The sequence below is a fragment of the Actinoallomurus sp. NPDC050550 genome (assembly GCF_040655075.1).
Lineage (GTDB): Bacteria > Actinomycetota > Actinomycetes > Streptosporangiales > Streptosporangiaceae > Actinoallomurus.
In genome coordinates, this window is sequence record NZ_JBFAJC010000020.1 from 39,917 (window position 1) to 53,770 (window position 13,854).

At 68.9% G+C, this 13,854-nt stretch carries 15 protein-coding genes; 7 read left to right on the forward strand and 8 right to left on the reverse strand.

What is annotated here, in order from left to right; translation table 11 throughout:
- Together AB0I04_RS26360 and AB0I04_RS26365 are read right to left on the reverse strand one after the other, a co-directional pair.
- Entirely contained in the window at positions 1-1,104 is a 1,104-nt protein-coding gene (locus AB0I04_RS26360; protein WP_360889579.1) for a radical SAM protein, read from the reverse strand.
- An 84-nt stretch (positions 1,105-1,188) separates the two neighbouring features.
- The gene (locus AB0I04_RS26365) at positions 1,189-1,728 is read right to left on the reverse strand and encodes an ATP-binding protein (RefSeq protein WP_360889582.1); all 540 of its coding nucleotides are present in this window, start codon (positions 1,726-1,728) and stop codon (positions 1,189-1,191) included.
- A gap of 426 nt (positions 1,729-2,154) precedes the next feature.
- On the opposite strand from AB0I04_RS26365, the gene AB0I04_RS26370 reads away from it, so the two are divergent.
- From AB0I04_RS26370 to AB0I04_RS26385, 4 genes are all read left to right on the forward strand, one after another.
- The gene (locus AB0I04_RS26370; RefSeq protein WP_360889585.1) at positions 2,155-2,316 is read left to right on the forward strand and encodes a helix-turn-helix transcriptional regulator; all 162 of its coding nucleotides are present in this window, start codon (positions 2,155-2,157) and stop codon (positions 2,314-2,316) included.
- Positions 2,317-2,436: 120 nt separating this feature from the next.
- Positions 2,437-3,447 (forward strand): transcriptional regulator, encoded by a 1,011-nt coding sequence (locus AB0I04_RS26375; RefSeq protein WP_360889588.1) that lies wholly within the window; start codon positions 2,437-2,439, stop codon positions 3,445-3,447.
- A 9-nt stretch (positions 3,448-3,456) separates the two neighbouring features.
- Positions 3,457-3,837, forward strand: a complete 381-nt coding sequence (locus AB0I04_RS26380) for a hypothetical protein (RefSeq protein ID WP_360889591.1) — start codon at positions 3,457-3,459, stop codon at positions 3,835-3,837.
- A gap of 160 nt (positions 3,838-3,997) precedes the next feature.
- Positions 3,998-4,360 carry a GNAT family protein gene (locus AB0I04_RS26385; RefSeq protein ID WP_360889594.1) on the forward strand — a complete coding sequence of 121 codons (363 nt, stop codon included), beginning with the start codon at positions 3,998-4,000 and terminating at the stop codon, positions 4,358-4,360.
- Between the two features lie 162 nt (positions 4,361-4,522).
- On the opposite strand, the gene AB0I04_RS26390 is transcribed toward AB0I04_RS26385, so the two are convergent.
- The 3 genes from AB0I04_RS26390 to AB0I04_RS26400 all read right to left on the reverse strand — a co-directional run bounded on the left by AB0I04_RS26390 (position 4,523) and on the right by AB0I04_RS26400 (position 8,042).
- Positions 4,523-6,028, reverse strand: a complete 1,506-nt coding sequence (locus AB0I04_RS26390; protein WP_360889597.1) for an AMP-binding protein — start codon at positions 6,026-6,028, stop codon at positions 4,523-4,525.
- 46 nt (positions 6,029-6,074) lie between these two features.
- The gene (locus AB0I04_RS26395) at positions 6,075-7,133 is read right to left on the reverse strand and encodes an LLM class flavin-dependent oxidoreductase (RefSeq protein ID WP_360889599.1); all 1,059 of its coding nucleotides are present in this window, start codon (positions 7,131-7,133) and stop codon (positions 6,075-6,077) included.
- Between the two features lie 396 nt (positions 7,134-7,529).
- Entirely contained in the window at positions 7,530-8,042 is a 513-nt protein-coding gene (locus tag AB0I04_RS26400) for a MarR family transcriptional regulator (protein ID WP_360889602.1), read from the reverse strand.
- A 62-nt stretch (positions 8,043-8,104) separates the two neighbouring features.
- On the opposite strand from AB0I04_RS26400, the gene AB0I04_RS26405 reads away from it, so the two are divergent.
- Together AB0I04_RS26405 and AB0I04_RS26410 are read left to right on the forward strand one after the other, a co-directional pair.
- Entirely contained in the window at positions 8,105-9,337 is a 1,233-nt protein-coding gene (locus AB0I04_RS26405) for an amidohydrolase family protein (protein ID WP_360889604.1), read from the forward strand.
- Positions 9,338-9,410: 73 nt separating this feature from the next.
- Positions 9,411-9,710, forward strand: coding sequence for a Dabb family protein (locus tag AB0I04_RS26410; RefSeq protein WP_360889607.1), 300 nt, complete (start codon positions 9,411-9,413; stop codon positions 9,708-9,710).
- On the opposite strand, the gene AB0I04_RS26415 is transcribed toward AB0I04_RS26410, so the two are convergent.
- From AB0I04_RS26415 to AB0I04_RS26425, 3 genes are all read right to left on the reverse strand, one after another.
- A complete protein-coding gene (locus AB0I04_RS26415) occupies positions 9,664-10,623 on the reverse strand; it encodes an EamA family transporter (protein WP_360889609.1) in 960 nt (319 codons plus the stop codon). The genes AB0I04_RS26410 and AB0I04_RS26415 overlap by 47 nt on opposite strands.
- A 109-nt stretch (positions 10,624-10,732) precedes the next feature.
- Entirely contained in the window at positions 10,733-11,224 is a 492-nt protein-coding gene (locus AB0I04_RS26420; protein WP_360889612.1) for an Lrp/AsnC family transcriptional regulator, read from the reverse strand.
- Positions 11,225-11,341: 117 nt separating this feature from the next.
- Entirely contained in the window at positions 11,342-12,136 is a 795-nt protein-coding gene (locus tag AB0I04_RS26425) for an SAM-dependent methyltransferase (protein ID WP_360889615.1), read from the reverse strand.
- 97 nt (positions 12,137-12,233) lie between these two features.
- On the opposite strand from AB0I04_RS26425, the gene AB0I04_RS26430 reads away from it, so the two are divergent.
- Positions 12,234-13,340, forward strand: coding sequence for an acetyl-CoA acetyltransferase (locus AB0I04_RS26430; RefSeq protein ID WP_360889962.1), 1,107 nt, complete (start codon positions 12,234-12,236; stop codon positions 13,338-13,340).
- The last annotated feature ends 514 nt before the right edge of the window (positions 13,341-13,854 follow it).

Here is a 13,854-nt window from a genome sequence, read left to right on the forward strand (position 1 = left end):
TCACCTCCTCTCCTGGTGCTGGCAGTACGCGGCCAGCGGTGCGCTGGCACGCCGGTAGAGGGTGACGAGCGGCATGCAGGTGCTGCAGCTCTTGCTGAGGGTGCAGCCGGTGCATCCGCCTTGTCGGCGCAGGAGACCGTTGGCGATATCGCCGAGGCGGTCCAGCCCCTTGATGCCTTCGTCAAGCAGTGAGATGTTCGGTTCGCGCCCGATCTTGCAGATGCTGGCCTTGCCGTGTGGGTCGACGTGCAGGGATGTGTGGCCGGCATCACATCCGGTGAACGGCGGCCGTGGCGCCAGTTGCCCGGTCGATTGGGAAGCCAGACTCTCGGCACCGCCGTAGATCGTCGGGGACATGTGATCGTAGTCACGGACCTTGAGCCCGCGTTCAAGGCCGATGGCGCGCATGGCCTCCGCCTCGTGGGCGTTGTCCCGAGTGATCACCACGTGAAGCTCCAGTGAGATCCCTGCCTCGTAGGCGGCGTCCAGCCCGCGCAAGAACTTCTTGTACGAGCCAGGTCGCTGTGTCAGCCCGTCATAGCTCTCCTCGGTCGCCCCGTAGACGCTGAGGGTGACGCGGTAGGGCGGCAGCGACGTCAGAAGATCCAAGACCAGGGGATGGAAGAGGCGCGATCCGTTCGTGAGAATTTCGAGTTGTATGCCAAGGCCGAAAGCGTGGCTGTACGTGGCCGCGAACAGCCTGTCGACAGTCGGCTCTCCGCCGGTCAGCTGGAGCCACAGCACGCCCGCGTCGCTCAGGATGCGCAGAATCTGCTCGCGGTCTGCCCACGGAAGGCCCTCGAACGTCTTCAGGCCCAGGTAGCAGTGCTTGCAGTCGTAGTTGCAGCCGAGGTTCAGTTCATAGGACGCACGTCCGTAGCCGAGGAGGCCTGGCTGCCGGACGATGGCGACCTGTCCGAGTGGGCGATTCGCGATATCCAGGCCCCATGCATGCCTGGCGGCGTCGACCAACCATGCGGGGCAGAGCATTTCTGGATTGGCCAGAGCGGCGTATTTGGTTTGAGAGATCTGAAAGCCATTCGGCTTCCCGGGGCTGACCACTATGAAACTCTGCAAGAAGGGACTGATGATCAGCTGGTGCATGATCCCACCTCCCAACGTTTGATCGATCGTGATTAATGGCGGACCTCTATGAGTTGGCGTGTGTGTCGACGATGGGCCAACGTCTCATGGCCGGCCTCGTGACCTGGAGACATCGATCAGTTGTGCGGGGATATTGATCTCCGCCCACACGACCTTGCCGCCTGCCGGGGCATCGGAGGGGTAGTAGCCCCATGCTTTGGTCAGGGCCGTTACCAAGACGAGCCCTCGTCCGTTCTCGTCCAGCTCGGTGGCCTCGGCCGGGCGGGGTGGACAGGGGCTGGCGTCCCAGACCTCGACGAAGAGGCTGCGGCTGATCAGTCGCAACCTCACGATGATCGCGGCCGGTCTGGGCGCTTGCCGTCCGGCGACGGGCAGCTGGACGATGCCAGTGGCCCTCAGGCCGTTGGTGACGAGTTCACTGGTGATCAGCTCGGCCGTGCCGGGCAGGTCGTAACCGGTCGGTTCGTCCAGGTGCCAACGGTGTACTTGGTCGCGGACGAACGAACGCGCGAGGCCGACAGAGGTGGGAAGCGCGGCCAGCCGCAGATCGCCCGAGACGAGCTCAGGGCGAGGGCGAAATGGTGAATATGTGGCGATCGGCCTTTCGGCTGGGAGCGCAGACATGCCTACTCCTGAAGGTCGCTCAGGCCGGTGTCCATACCGGTCCGTTGGAATGGGTGATAAGACCAGGCTCGGCGGGTGCATGAGTCCTGACGAGCGCGCCCGGCTCGGGCGCGCTGATGCCGTGGGGCTCACCGCGTCGGGCTCTGCGGCGGTTCGGCGGGCCGGTCGAACGACACCACGCGGACACGGGGCAGGCATTGGCTTCGGTGGTGGTGGCGGGGCATCGGGGGCTCCTGGTCGGGTCTCTCGGTTCTCTTCCAGGGAAGCCGACCGGGTCCCTTCGGCCCCAGAGCATCCGTGGCGCGGTGTTGGTGCAGTCGTGGGGCATCTCTGATGCATTCGCGCTGCATCGCCGACTCACGCCTTACGCTGACGTTGGCAAACCCCGACGACGGCGAGTCGGCTTCATCGCGCGGAGGACCTTCGATGACGGCAGGACGACGGCCCCGGCTGGCCAAGCGCCGAAGAACGCGTGGGTTCACTCAGGAGTCGCTTGCCACCGCGCTCGGGGCCGACCGGTCCACCGTTGCCCGATGGGAACGCGGGCAATGTGACCCCCAGCCCTACCACCGGTCTAAGCTCTGTTAACTCCTCCAGGTCAGCCCCGACGAGCTGGACGAACTACTGACAATCGACGCGGCAAGGATGCAGGTTCACGCGTCGCCCGCTCAGAGACGGGTACTCCAGGGCTGCGTTATCGCCCCCACGGTGGTCACACCCGATGTGGGCTCTGATGGACTGGAGGACATGAACCGTCGGGAGTTGCTTCGTCTGCTGAGCACCGCGGGAACGCTGACCGCGGTGCCTAACCTCGTCACCGATGGGCATGCCGATGACTCCGAACAGATCAGCCAGTACGAGCAACTGAACTCCCACCTGTGGCAGGTGTATGCCCTCTCAGAGTCCAAGCGGACCGTGTACCCGGTCGTACGCCAACAACTCGACTTGCTGACCGGAAGTCTCGACCGTGCGCACTCGTCCGCCGCGCACAAGCGACTCTGCGTCGCAACCGGGGATCTCCTCCAACTCGCCGGAGAGATCTTCTTTGACTCCGACCGGTATACCGACGCCGCCCACTGTTACAAGCTCGCGGCCGACGCCAGCAAAGAGGGTGACGCGTTCGACCTGTGGGCGTGCGCCTTGACTCGACACGCCTACCTCGGCATGTATGAACGCCGGTTCGAGGATGTGACGCCAATTTTGGAAGGGGCCGCCCGGGTCGCCCGACGTGGTGACGGGCAACTGTCCACCCGGCATTGGGTCGCTGCGGTGCAGGCGGAAGCGTACGCCGGGCTGGGAGACATTGACGCGTGCCAACGTGCCCTCGACGAAGCCGAGCAAGTGAAGGCGCTGACTGGGCCTGTGATGCCGGGCGGTTGGCTCCGCTTTGACGGCTCGCGATTGGCCGAAGAACGCGGTTCCTGTTACGCCGCTCTGGGGCGAGCTGACTTGGCCTCGGAAGCGCTGATCAGGGCTCTCGACACGGCCACATCGCCACGCCGACGCGGAAGCATCCTGACCGACCTTGCCGTCCTGGGCGTACAGACCAGAGACCTTGATCGGGTCTTTGATTACGGCGTGCAAGCGGTCCAACTGGCAGAACAGACCCGATCGTCGGGGTACATCGGGCGCAAGCTCCAAGGATTGCGTGCCCAGCTTGCCTCATTGTCGTCCGACAATCGGGTGGCTCAACTCAGCGGCCGGATCGCCCAACTCTAAGGAGACGATATGCAGGCACAGCCGGACACTCAGCAGAGCGAACACGGCCGTATCTTCCGGGAAGCGTGGATCACCGGAGTGCGCAGGCACTATCCAGGCGACCCCAAACCCGGATACGTCGCTCCGTGGAACGAGACCCCCGAGTGGGAACGCCAAGCCGCAAGCGCTGTCTACCGGCAAGTGGCTGATTTCGTCGCGGTGTCCGGCGGAGCAACCGCCAAACTTACCCGAGAACAAAAGGGCCGCTTTGTCGCGCTGTGCTGGATCGCCCAGATTCACAAGCACATCCCCGAACCGAAACCATCCTACGTCGCGGATTGGGACGCGCTTCCGGAATGGCAACGACAGACCGACATCGACATCTTCGAAAAGATCGAAAATCACGCTTGACTCGTGTATCCGATCATGGTGAACGGCGATCGCGTCGGCCTCCGGGAATTCGGCCCCGAAGACATCGATGCCGTCCTGGCATCTACGGTGACCCGATCGCCACCCGTCATCTGAGCTTCGAGCCCCGCACCCTGAGCAGGTCCAGGCCACCATCACCGCGGTGACTACGGCCGCCAAAGTCGAGCCGCGGATCGAGTACTCCCTTGCCGCCGCTCTCCCGTCCACCGGTGAAGTGATCGGGTTCGCACGACTGGCCGTGGACACCCAGCACGCCGGTCCGAACAGCGGCCAGATCGGCTTCGCGCTACGGCCCGACGTCTGGGGGCGTGGCTTCGGCACCGAGACCCGTACGGCTGCTGCTGACGCTCGGGTTCGGCCACCTCGGCTTGCACCGTATCTGGGGAGCCCGCGCCCCCGACGACGCCGTCTCCGATCATCTCATGAGCGAGCTCGGCATGGTCGTCGAAGGCCGTATCCGCCATCGCCTGCGAGGGCGACGATCCCGCCGCGATCCGAAGCCTGATCAGCGCCGGGCTCGGCATCGGGCTCCTTCCCGCCGTCGCGCACGAGGCGGCCTCGGGCCCGCCCGTCGCCTGGCTGCGGATCGACGCCGTGGACTGCCATCGCGTCCTGCGTCTCGTCCACCGCGACGTCACCACCGGGCACTTCCGAACCCCGTAGTACGTCACATACCCGGGTAGCCGCCTCCGCCGTACGCCGCGTCGAGGGCGTCGTAGTCCGGCGTGTAGCCCTTCTTCGGGATGGACTCGGTGAACTCGACGTGGCGCGGCTTCTTGTACGAGGCGATCCGGGAGCGTACGTGCTCGACCACATCCTCGGGCGTCAGTGCCGCGTCGTCCTTCAGGACGATGATCGCCTTGACGTTCTGGCCCCATTCGGGGTCCGGCACGCCGATCACGGCCGCGTCGGCGACGGCCTCGTGCGACTTGAGGGCGCGTTCGACCTCGGCGGGGTAGATGTTCTCGTTGGCCGACTTGATCATCCGTAGCCGCGGTCCGATGAACGTGAGGGTGCCGTCCGGCTCCCGGCGGCCGAGGTCGCCGGTGTGGTGCCAGCCGCCCGCCGCCTTGGCCGCGTTCAGCTCCGGCCGGTTCCAGTAGCCGCTGAACACGCCGGCTCCGCGGGCGCAGATCTCGCCGGTCTCGCCGGGTGACACCTCGTTCCCGGCCGGGTCGAGGATCCGTACGTGGGCGAGCGGGGAGGGCCGGCCGGCGTACCCCTCGCCGCCGGGGGCCAGCCCCAGGAAGGTGAGCATGCCGCCGACCTCCGTCTGCCCGTAGCCGCCCATCTTCGACGCGCACCAGGGGCTGTCGTCGACGGTGATCATGGCGTCCCACTCGGGGGAGTGGGAGACGAAACGCAGCGACGACAGGTCGTACGTGCCGCCGGAGTTCGCCTCGACGAGCTGGTCGATCATCGGCCCGAACAGGAACGCCTGCGTGCACCGCTCGGCCTCGATCAGCCGGCAGACCTCCTTCGGGTCGTACGCGGGCGTGAAGACGTTCGTGCCACCGAGTTGGAAGGTGGCCAGGCAGAACATCATGGTGCCGACGTGGAAGAGCGGCCCGCAGTCGAGGTAGGTGAACCCGTCCTCCATCTGCCGGACATGCAGGAGCGCCATCGAGTGCGCGATCAGCGCCGAGTGGCTCAGCAGCGCCGCCGCCGGCCGCCCGTCGAACGCCGCCGTGTAGAGGGCGAGCACGGGCCGGTCGGGCGTGACCTCCACGGCCGGCTCCGCCGGCGTCCCCGCCGCGAGGTAGGACTCGTACTCCTCGCCGGCGGCGATCCACCGGACCTCTGTGCTGGTCCGGGCCCGCGCCTGCCCGGCCGCCTCGGACTCCTCGAAGACGACGACGGCGGGCCGCAGGTCGTCGAGGACGAACGCCAGCTCGTCGGCGCTCTGCCGCCAGTTGGCCGGGCAGCAGATCGCGCCGAGCCGGGCGGAGGCCAGCAGCAGCTCCAGGATCCGGAAGGAGTTGCGCCCGAGCCACAGCACGCGCTCGCCCGGGGTGACCCCGTCGGCGGCCAGCGCGGCGGCGAGCCGGTTCACCCGCTCGTCCAGCTGCGGGTAGGTCAGGCGCACGTCCGCGTCCACGACCGCCGGGCCGTGGGGACGGCCGCGCCGGTGCTCGCCGAGAACGTCGCCGAGGGTCACCCCGTGTACGGACATCGCGTCCTGCCTTCCAGCTCGTCGGATCTCTCCGTCTGCGCGCGGGTCACCGGAAGGCGGGCATCACTTCGGCGGCGAAGAAGCGCAGGACCTTCTTCATGTCCTCGATCGGTACGGGCCGGGTGCTGCCGAAGTCGCACAGCAGGTTGCTGAACCCGAACTCCTGGATCATCTTGATCTGGTTGATGACGCGGTCGGGGTCGCCGATGACCTCCAGCTGCTCCCAGCGGAAGTCGGCGCCGACCTCGCCGCCCTTGAGGTAGCGGTCCTGCCAGTACTCGAACCCCTTGGCGACCTGCCCGGTCCGGGAGTCGATCGGCGCGCTCTGCCGGTTGAAGATGCGCGACCGGTCGAAGGAGCTCTCGAAGCGCGCCTGGTCGGCGCGGGCCTGTTCGACGGTCGGCGCGACGTACACCGACCGGCTGGCCACGAGCTCGATCCCGTCGGTGTCGACGCCGTTGGCCCGGGCCGTCTCGTGCCAGGTCTCCGCCGCTTTGGCGATCTTCTTGAACGGCGCGGCGGGGTCGGCGAGGATCGGCAGTCCGCGCGCGGCGTACATCTCGACGGTCTCGGGGCTGACCGCCGCGACGTGCAGGGGTGGGTGCGGCTGTTGCACCGGTCGCGGCATGAGGGTGACCTCGTTGCCCGTGCCGTAGAACTTGCCCTGGAAGTGCACGTTCTCCTGGGTCCACAGGGCGGTGATCATGTCGAGGGCCTCGTTGAAGCGTTCCCGGGCCTCGCCCAGGTCGATGTCGAAGCTCTCGAACTCGACGCTCTGGTAGCCGCGGCCGATGCCCATCTCCAGCCTGCCGCCGGACAGCAGGTCGACCATTGCCGCCTCTTCGGCGACGTGGACCGGGTTGTGCAGCGGCAGCACGACGATCCCCGTGCCGAGGCGGAGCCGATCGGTCCGCGCGGCGAGGTACGACAGCAGCGTGAAGATGTTCGGGACGAGGCCGTAGTCGCGGAAGTGGTGCTCGGCCACCCAGATCCCGTCGAAGCCGAGTTCTTCGCAGAGCTCGGCGATCTCGAGCTGGTAGTCGTACACCTCCTGGGTGGTCTGTCCTTCGAACCGGTGAAAGAGGTGGAAGGTGGAGAACTTCATGACGAATAGGGCTCCTTCTCCCGCTTGACCGCACACTGTCGTACCAAGCGCTCGCTTGGTAGCGTAGCAGGCATTTCGCCTGCGATGGAGTCCTCTGCGAAGTCGGCTCTCAGGGGCGGCGTCGCCGGATACCGGCCGTGAATTGCCGCATACGTGTAGTGGTGCCTACAAAATATGTCAAACTACGTATTTGCGTGAAGTGATCGTTTCTCTAGCCTCTATGCCGGGAGCGGCGACCGCGATCGGTCCGGGGGAAGGAGGCTGCGATGGGCGGCGTGTCCTGGGCCTGAGGGGCTCCGCGGAGAGGGCGGCCGGGTAACCCGGTCGCCCTCGTGCTTGATCGCGCTCGCTCCGTGAGCGCTTTTCGCGGTGCCCAGCGCGCGCCGCTCACGCTGGTCAGGGCGTGTTCGGTGGGTCGTCGCCGAAGGTGAGGAGCACCTCGCGCATGAGGTCCGCCAAGGCCTGCCCGGTCTCCTTGGGGACGTGCTCGAACAGCGCTTCATGCGCCCCGCCGGTGGCGGCGACGATCCGGTCCGTCAGCTCGAGGCCCTCAGGGGTGAGGCACACCCATGAACTGCGCCGATCGTCCGGGTCCGGATCGCGGCACACCAACCCGGCGGCGCTCAGACGCTGCAGGATGTTGCTGGTGCCCCCGGTCGTCAGCATGGACGACTCCGCCAGCCGACTGGGTTTCAGGCGGTACGGCCGGCCCGAGCGCCGGAGCGTCGCGAGCACGTCGAACTCCGCGTAGGTGACGCCGAAGCCCTCCAAGGCCCGCTGGGAGGCCTCCGCGCAGAAGGCGTGCAGGCGCCCGATCCGCTTGGTCAGCTCGAGGGTCAGGGTGGCGACCTCGGGCCGCTCCGCCCGCCAGGCGGCGAGCATCGCGTCCACGCGATCCGGGCGTTCCATGGGCTTGAGCGTAGTACCTCATCCTGATAGCTTTCAAAAAAGCTTTCCTGAAAGGAATATTCATGTCGCGCATCCTGATCCAGGGTGGGGTCGTCGTCGACACCGACCCCACCCCGCACGCCACCCCCGCGACCGACCTGCTCGTCGAGGACGGCGTGATCGCCGCGGTCGGCCCGCACCTGCCCGCCGAGGGCGCCGAGGTCATCGACGCACGGCACCACCTCGTGCTCCCCGGCTTCGTCGACACCCACCGACACACCTGGCAGAGCGTGCTCCGGGCCACCGCCCCGTACGCCTCTCTCGAGGAGTACCTCCAGGCGATCGTGTACGGGGCCGCGCCCCGGTTCCGGCCCGAGGACGTCTACGCCGGCGACCTCGCGGGAGCCCTCGAATGCCTGAACGCCGGGATCACCACCCTGCTCGACTGGTCCCACATCCAGCGCTCGCCCGAGCACACGGACGCGGCCCTCGACGCGCTGCGCGACTCCGGCATCCGCGCCGTCTTCGGCTACGCCCACCCCGCGCCGGGCCGGCACCGGCCCGACGAGGTGCGCCGCGTCCGCGACGCCGTCGGCGGCCGGGTCGCGATGACGCTCGCCGCCTGGGGCCCGGGCATCGAGAGCATCGAGGACGCCGAGGCCGACTGGCGCCTCGCCCGGGAACTGGGCCTGCGGATCAGCGTCCACGTCAACGGCCCGGGGCCGATCACGCAGTTGCGCGACCACGGCCTGCTCGGCCCCGACACCACGTACATCCACGTCAACGGCGTCACCGACGACGAGTTCAAGCTGATGGCCGACAGCGGCGGCACCGCCTCGGTGGCCCCGATCCTGGAGGCGCAGATGCGGCTCGGGCGCCCGGAGGTCGACCGTCTGCGCGCCTTCGGCGTCCGGACCAGCCTCGGCGCCGACGCCGTCACCAGCGTCGCCGGGGACATGTTCGGCCTCATGCGCGCGGCGTTCGCGTTCGGGCGCGCCGGGGATCCGGCGATCTCGGCGGCGGACGTGCTCCGGATGGCCACGATCGACGGCGCCGCCGCCCTCGGCCTCGAGGACCGCATCGGGTCGCTGCGCCCGGGCAAGCAGGCGGACCTCCTGCTCCTCCGGACGGACACCCCCAACCTCGTACCGCTCCGGGACCCGATCACCGCGGTGGTGACCGCGGCGGACCTGAGCAACGTCGACACCGTGCTGGTCGCCGGTGAGGTCGTCAAGCGGGCCGGCCGGCTGGTGCGCGCCGATCTCCGGCGCGCCTTCGACCTGGCCGAACGCACGGCGACGTATCTGGCGGGATGAACGGGGTGCCGACCGGTTCCGGGCGGGGCCCTTCTCGTATCGTCTCCTGCGAAGCATCGATCGAGGAGGCGACATGGCCGGATTCCGGCACGTGGTGATATTCCGCTGGAACGAGAACGCGACGGACGAGCGGAAGCGGGCGATGGTGGACCGGCTGAACGCCCTGCCTGGCGTCATCCCCGAGATCGAGGCCTACCACGTGGGCGATGACGCGGGGGTGAACCCCGGCAACTTCGACTTCGCCGTGGTCGCCGACTTCGCCGACCGGGACGCCTACCTCGTCTACCGCGACCACCCGGTGCACCGCGCGGTCATCGACGAGTACATCAAACCGATTCTCGCCGAACGCGCCGCCGTCCAGTACGAACTGTGACCGGCTGACCGTCTGTGGCCCCTCCCGCGCGCCGGGAGGGGCGCCCGGGGAGCGAGACGACGGCCAGCCCGCCGAGCAGCAGCACGGAGCCGGCCGCCACCGGCACGGACATCCGTTCTCCCAGGAACAGCATGGCCAGCGCCGTGGCGACGAGCGGCTCGGCCAGGGAGAGCGTGCCCGCGGTCGCCGCGGCGACCCGGCGCAGCCCGGCCACGAAGAACGAGTACGCCAGCGCGGCGGTCACCGGCCCCAGCCAGCCGACGAGCAGAAGCGAGCGCGCCGTGCCGAGGGCCGGCAGCCGCGACAGCGTCCAGGGCGCCAGGAAGGTGCCGCCGATGAGGAGGGTCACCGCCACCGCCGCCGTCATGTTCACGCCGTCGCCGGTGAGCCGTTTGGCCGACACGGTGTACACGCCGAAGCAGCAGCCGCCCACGACGCCGAACAGCACGCCGTACGGGTCGACGTGGACCGGTCCGTCCGGCGTCATCACCAGGGTGCAGCCGGCGATGGCGGTGGCGGTGCCGACCGCCCACCCTCGCGTCAGCCGGGTGCCGAGCGCGATCCGCTCGACGACGCCGGTGCTGACCGGGGCGATCCCGAACGCGACCGCGGTGGCCACCGCGGCGCCGGTCCGGGCGACCGACGTCATGAAGGCCGCCTGAAAGATCCCCGTGGCGCACGAGGCCGCCAGCAGGGGAGGCCACGACGGCCGGGTGAGCGTACGGAACGCGCCCGGCCGCGCCAGCAGGACCGCCACCGCCAGCACCAGGCCGCCCGTGAGGATCCGGGAGCCGCCCAGCGCCACGGGCCCGGCGGACGAGTCGGCGAACACCTGCGCGGGACCCACCGTCCCCCAGAGAACTCCGGCCGCGAGCACCAGCGCAACGCCAGAGAGGTCGTTTCGTTGATCCATGCCCTCGACGCTAGGAGAACATGCGGTCGGCAGAGCGTTCAGCCGACGATCGTTCGGGCCAACGGAGTCAGAGCACCGTTCGTTCGGCCGGACGTCGGCTCGCGGCCGCTCAGGCGTAGGGGCTTCGGCGATACCGGTCTTCGGACGCCGGAAGTTCGGACTGCTCCACCGGCTGGACGTAGTCGAAGACGACCGTCGTCCGCACGTCGACGAACTCCTTGCGCCGGGCCAGCCGGTCGAGCACGAAGTCGCGCAGGTAGGCGGTGCTCGGGACCGCGACGTGGACCAGGATGTCCTCGTTGCCGGTCACCACGAACACGCCGAGCGTCTCGGGCAGCGCGGCCATGCTGTCGCGGGTGTTCTCGATCGCCTCGCGGGACTGCGGACGGATCCGGATCGAGATCAGCGCCTGCACGCTGCGGCCGAGCGTCGCCGCGTCCACCGCCGCGTGGAAGCCGGTGATCACCCCTCGCGTGCGGAGCGCCCGCGTCCGCTCCAGCGCGGTCGACGGCGCGATCCCCACCGCCTCGGCCAGCTCCCGGTTCGTCTGCCGGCCGTCTCGTTGCAGCCGGCGCAGGATCGCCTGATCCACCGCGTCCATCGGAGATCTCCGTTCGTCGCCACGAGCCGAACACCGTACGCGGCGCGTCGGCTCATCGCCCTCTTAGCCGAAGAATATTCGACGAGCGAGGGCACGGCTCTCAGGAGGCGCGGCGGCTTACGAGGAGGGCTTGCGGGCGACGCCCGCCAGGCCGCCGGCGATCTCCGGCCCGTCGGCGCGCCAGGCGGCCATGTTCGCCAGTCCCGGGGAGACGAACTCGAGACCCCGGAAGAAGCGTTCGATCTCGGCGCGCGTGCGCGGGACCAGCGGCGTCGTGGCGTTCTTGTAGGCCGCGGTGACCTTCTCGGCGCTCTCGGGGTCGACTCCGTCGCTGCACGCGGCGGAGAGCGCCAGGTGGCTCCCCGGCGTGACGTGGTCCCGGAACCGCGCGACGATCCCTGCCGGGTCCTCCTCGTCGGTGACGAAGTGCAGTACGTCGATGAAGAGGATGCCGACCGGTTCGGCGAAGTCGATGACGCCCTTGTCCTCGATCCGGGACAGGACGGTGTCGGGGTCGCGGATGTCCGCCTCGATGACGGCGACGCCGCCCCCGTCGGCGCGGAGCGCCCTGCTGTGGGCGGCGACGATCGGGTCGTGGTCCACGTACAGGACACGGGCGTCCGGGTGGACCTCACGGGCGATCTCGTGGACGTTCGGCGAGGTCGGGATCCCGGCGCCCAGATCGACGAACTGCCGCACGCCCTGTTCGGCGATGAACCGTACGGCCCGGGTCAGGAAGCCGCGATTGGCCACCACCAGCTTGCGCAGGTCGGGGAACGCGGCGAAGATGCGCTCCGCGGTCTCCCGGTCGACGGCGTAATTGTCCTTGCCGCCGAGCGCGTAGTCGTACATCCGCGCCGAGCTCGGGATGGTCACGTCGAAAGGGGGAGGGGTCGTCTCGTCGCCTGCCACGGGAGCCAGTATGCCCTGACAAGATCGTCAATGTGGGTAATAGGGCGTGTGTCAGCTGCCGAACAAGCGCTTGCCTGTGAAACACTGGCGCGTGCCGATGGGAGGTGCGATGCAGGGATTCTCCGGGAAGGCGGCGATCACCGGAGTCGGCATGACGGACCTGTCGCGGCGGTCGGGCCGGACCGAGCTGCAGCTCGCGGTCCAGGCCTCCCGCCAGGCGATCGAGGAGGCCGGACAGCGGCCCGACGCGATCCTCAGCTACCACCTCGGCGACTCCGCCCCGGTGATCCACGTGGCCCGCGAGCTGGGCATCGACCTCGGCTGGCACAACGAGATCTACGGCGGCGGCACGCAGTCCGCCTCGATCCTGGGCGACGCCGCCATGCTCATCGACGCGGGCCTGGCCCGCACCGTCCTCGTCTACCGCGCCCTCAACGGCCGGTCCGGGCGGCGGATGAACACCCTCTCCCTGAAACTGGGGGAGGGCGTCGAGGAGCAGTTCACCCACCCGTACGGCCTCGCGGGACCGGTGCCGCAGTTCGCGCTCGCCGCCCAGCGGTACCTGCATGAGACCGGCCTGACCGAGAAGGACCTGTGCGCGGTCGTGCGCAGCTCCCGCGCGCACGCCGCCGCCAACCCGCGGGCACTGCGCCGCGAGCAGGAGGACTACTGGGCGAGCCCGCCGGTGGCCTCGCCGCTGCGCCGCGCCGACTGCTGTCAGGAGACCGACGGCGCCTGCGCCCTCGTCATCACCGCCGCCGACCGAGCGCCGGGAGCACCGCGCGTCCACGCCGTGGTCCGCGGCGGGGGACCGGGCGCCTCGGCGATGGACAAGACCGACGACGTGACGAGGATCTTCTCCGCCCACGTCGCCGGCCCGCTCTACGCGGCCGCGGGCATGACGCCGGCCGACATCGACGTGGCCCTGCTCTACGACGCGTACTCCTGGCTGGTCCCCCGGCAGCTGGAGGACTTCGGGCTGTGCGCCCGGTCCGACCTGGCCGAGACGCTGCACCACGACCTCGGCACCGTCAACCCGCACGGCGGACTGCTGTCGGAGGGCTACGTCCACGGCCTCAACAACGTCGCCGAGGCGGTGCGCCAGCTGCGCGGCGACGGGGTGAACCAGGTCGCCGGAGCGGAGGTCGCCCTCTGCACCGGCTTCGGCGGCTCCTACGGCAGCGCCGCCATCCTGGTGTGCTGACGTTCCTCACACGGCCGTCGGCCGCCAGGCCGCGACGAGTTCGTCCGACCCCCAGGCCGCCCCCAGCGGAACCCCGTCCGTCACCCCCGACCGTGATACGGCGACCAGGGGGGTGTCGCGGTTCGCCCCGGGCACGAAGAGGACGTCCCGAACCCGTAGTCACGCTGTGAGAACGGCCGCTCCTCGAGCCACTTGATCGAGCCCACGAAATGGATCCGGCCTGCGACCGATGAGCGATCGGTTCCCACCAGATCGATCTCCGGGTTGTTCTACCGGTTCCACCAGCCGCCGACCGCCTCGGTATCCGGCCATTCATCGGTCGGGAGCAGCCTCCCCAGCGACTCTCTGATCACCGGCTCGACGGCTCGCCCACGCCAGAGGCACCATGATCGTTCGATGCGCCGGAGTACCAGGTCGCCCCTCCCGCGCTCGTTCTCCGCGATCCCGCGCTGGCTCTTCGTTGACTGGATATCCGGGTGGTCAACCAGTTCGTCTCCGAGATCGCATAAGTGTG

Excerpts from the sequence above, each read along its gene's own strand:
- AB0I04_RS26390 (WP_360889597.1), bottom strand. The coding sequence starts at position 6,028 with ATGTCCGTACACGGGGTGACCCTCGGCGACGTTCTCGGCGAGCACCGG.
- AB0I04_RS26410 (WP_360889607.1), top strand. The coding sequence starts at position 9,411 with ATGGCCGGATTCCGGCACGTGGTGATATTCCGCTGGAACGAGAACGCG.
- AB0I04_RS26395 (WP_360889599.1), bottom strand. The coding sequence starts at position 7,133 with ATGAAGTTCTCCACCTTCCACCTCTTTCACCGGTTCGAAGGACAGACC.
- AB0I04_RS26370 (WP_360889585.1), top strand. The coding sequence starts at position 2,155 with ATGACGGCAGGACGACGGCCCCGGCTGGCCAAGCGCCGAAGAACGCGT.
- AB0I04_RS26365 (WP_360889582.1), bottom strand. The coding sequence starts at position 1,728 with ATGTCTGCGCTCCCAGCCGAAAGGCCGATCGCCACATATTCACCATTT.
- AB0I04_RS26405 (WP_360889604.1), top strand. The coding sequence starts at position 8,105 with ATGTCGCGCATCCTGATCCAGGGTGGGGTCGTCGTCGACACCGACCCC.
- AB0I04_RS26420 (WP_360889612.1), bottom strand. The coding sequence starts at position 11,224 with ATGGACGCGGTGGATCAGGCGATCCTGCGCCGGCTGCAACGAGACGGC.
- AB0I04_RS26380 (WP_360889591.1), top strand. The coding sequence starts at position 3,457 with ATGCAGGCACAGCCGGACACTCAGCAGAGCGAACACGGCCGTATCTTC.
- AB0I04_RS26360 (WP_360889579.1), bottom strand. The coding sequence starts at position 1,104 with ATGCACCAGCTGATCATCAGTCCCTTCTTGCAGAGTTTCATAGTGGTC.
- AB0I04_RS26400 (WP_360889602.1), bottom strand. The coding sequence starts at position 8,042 with ATGGAACGCCCGGATCGCGTGGACGCGATGCTCGCCGCCTGGCGGGCG.
- AB0I04_RS26415 (WP_360889609.1), bottom strand. The coding sequence starts at position 10,623 with ATGGATCAACGAAACGACCTCTCTGGCGTTGCGCTGGTGCTCGCGGCC.
- AB0I04_RS26430 (WP_360889962.1), top strand. The coding sequence starts at position 12,234 with ATGGGAGGTGCGATGCAGGGATTCTCCGGGAAGGCGGCGATCACCGGA.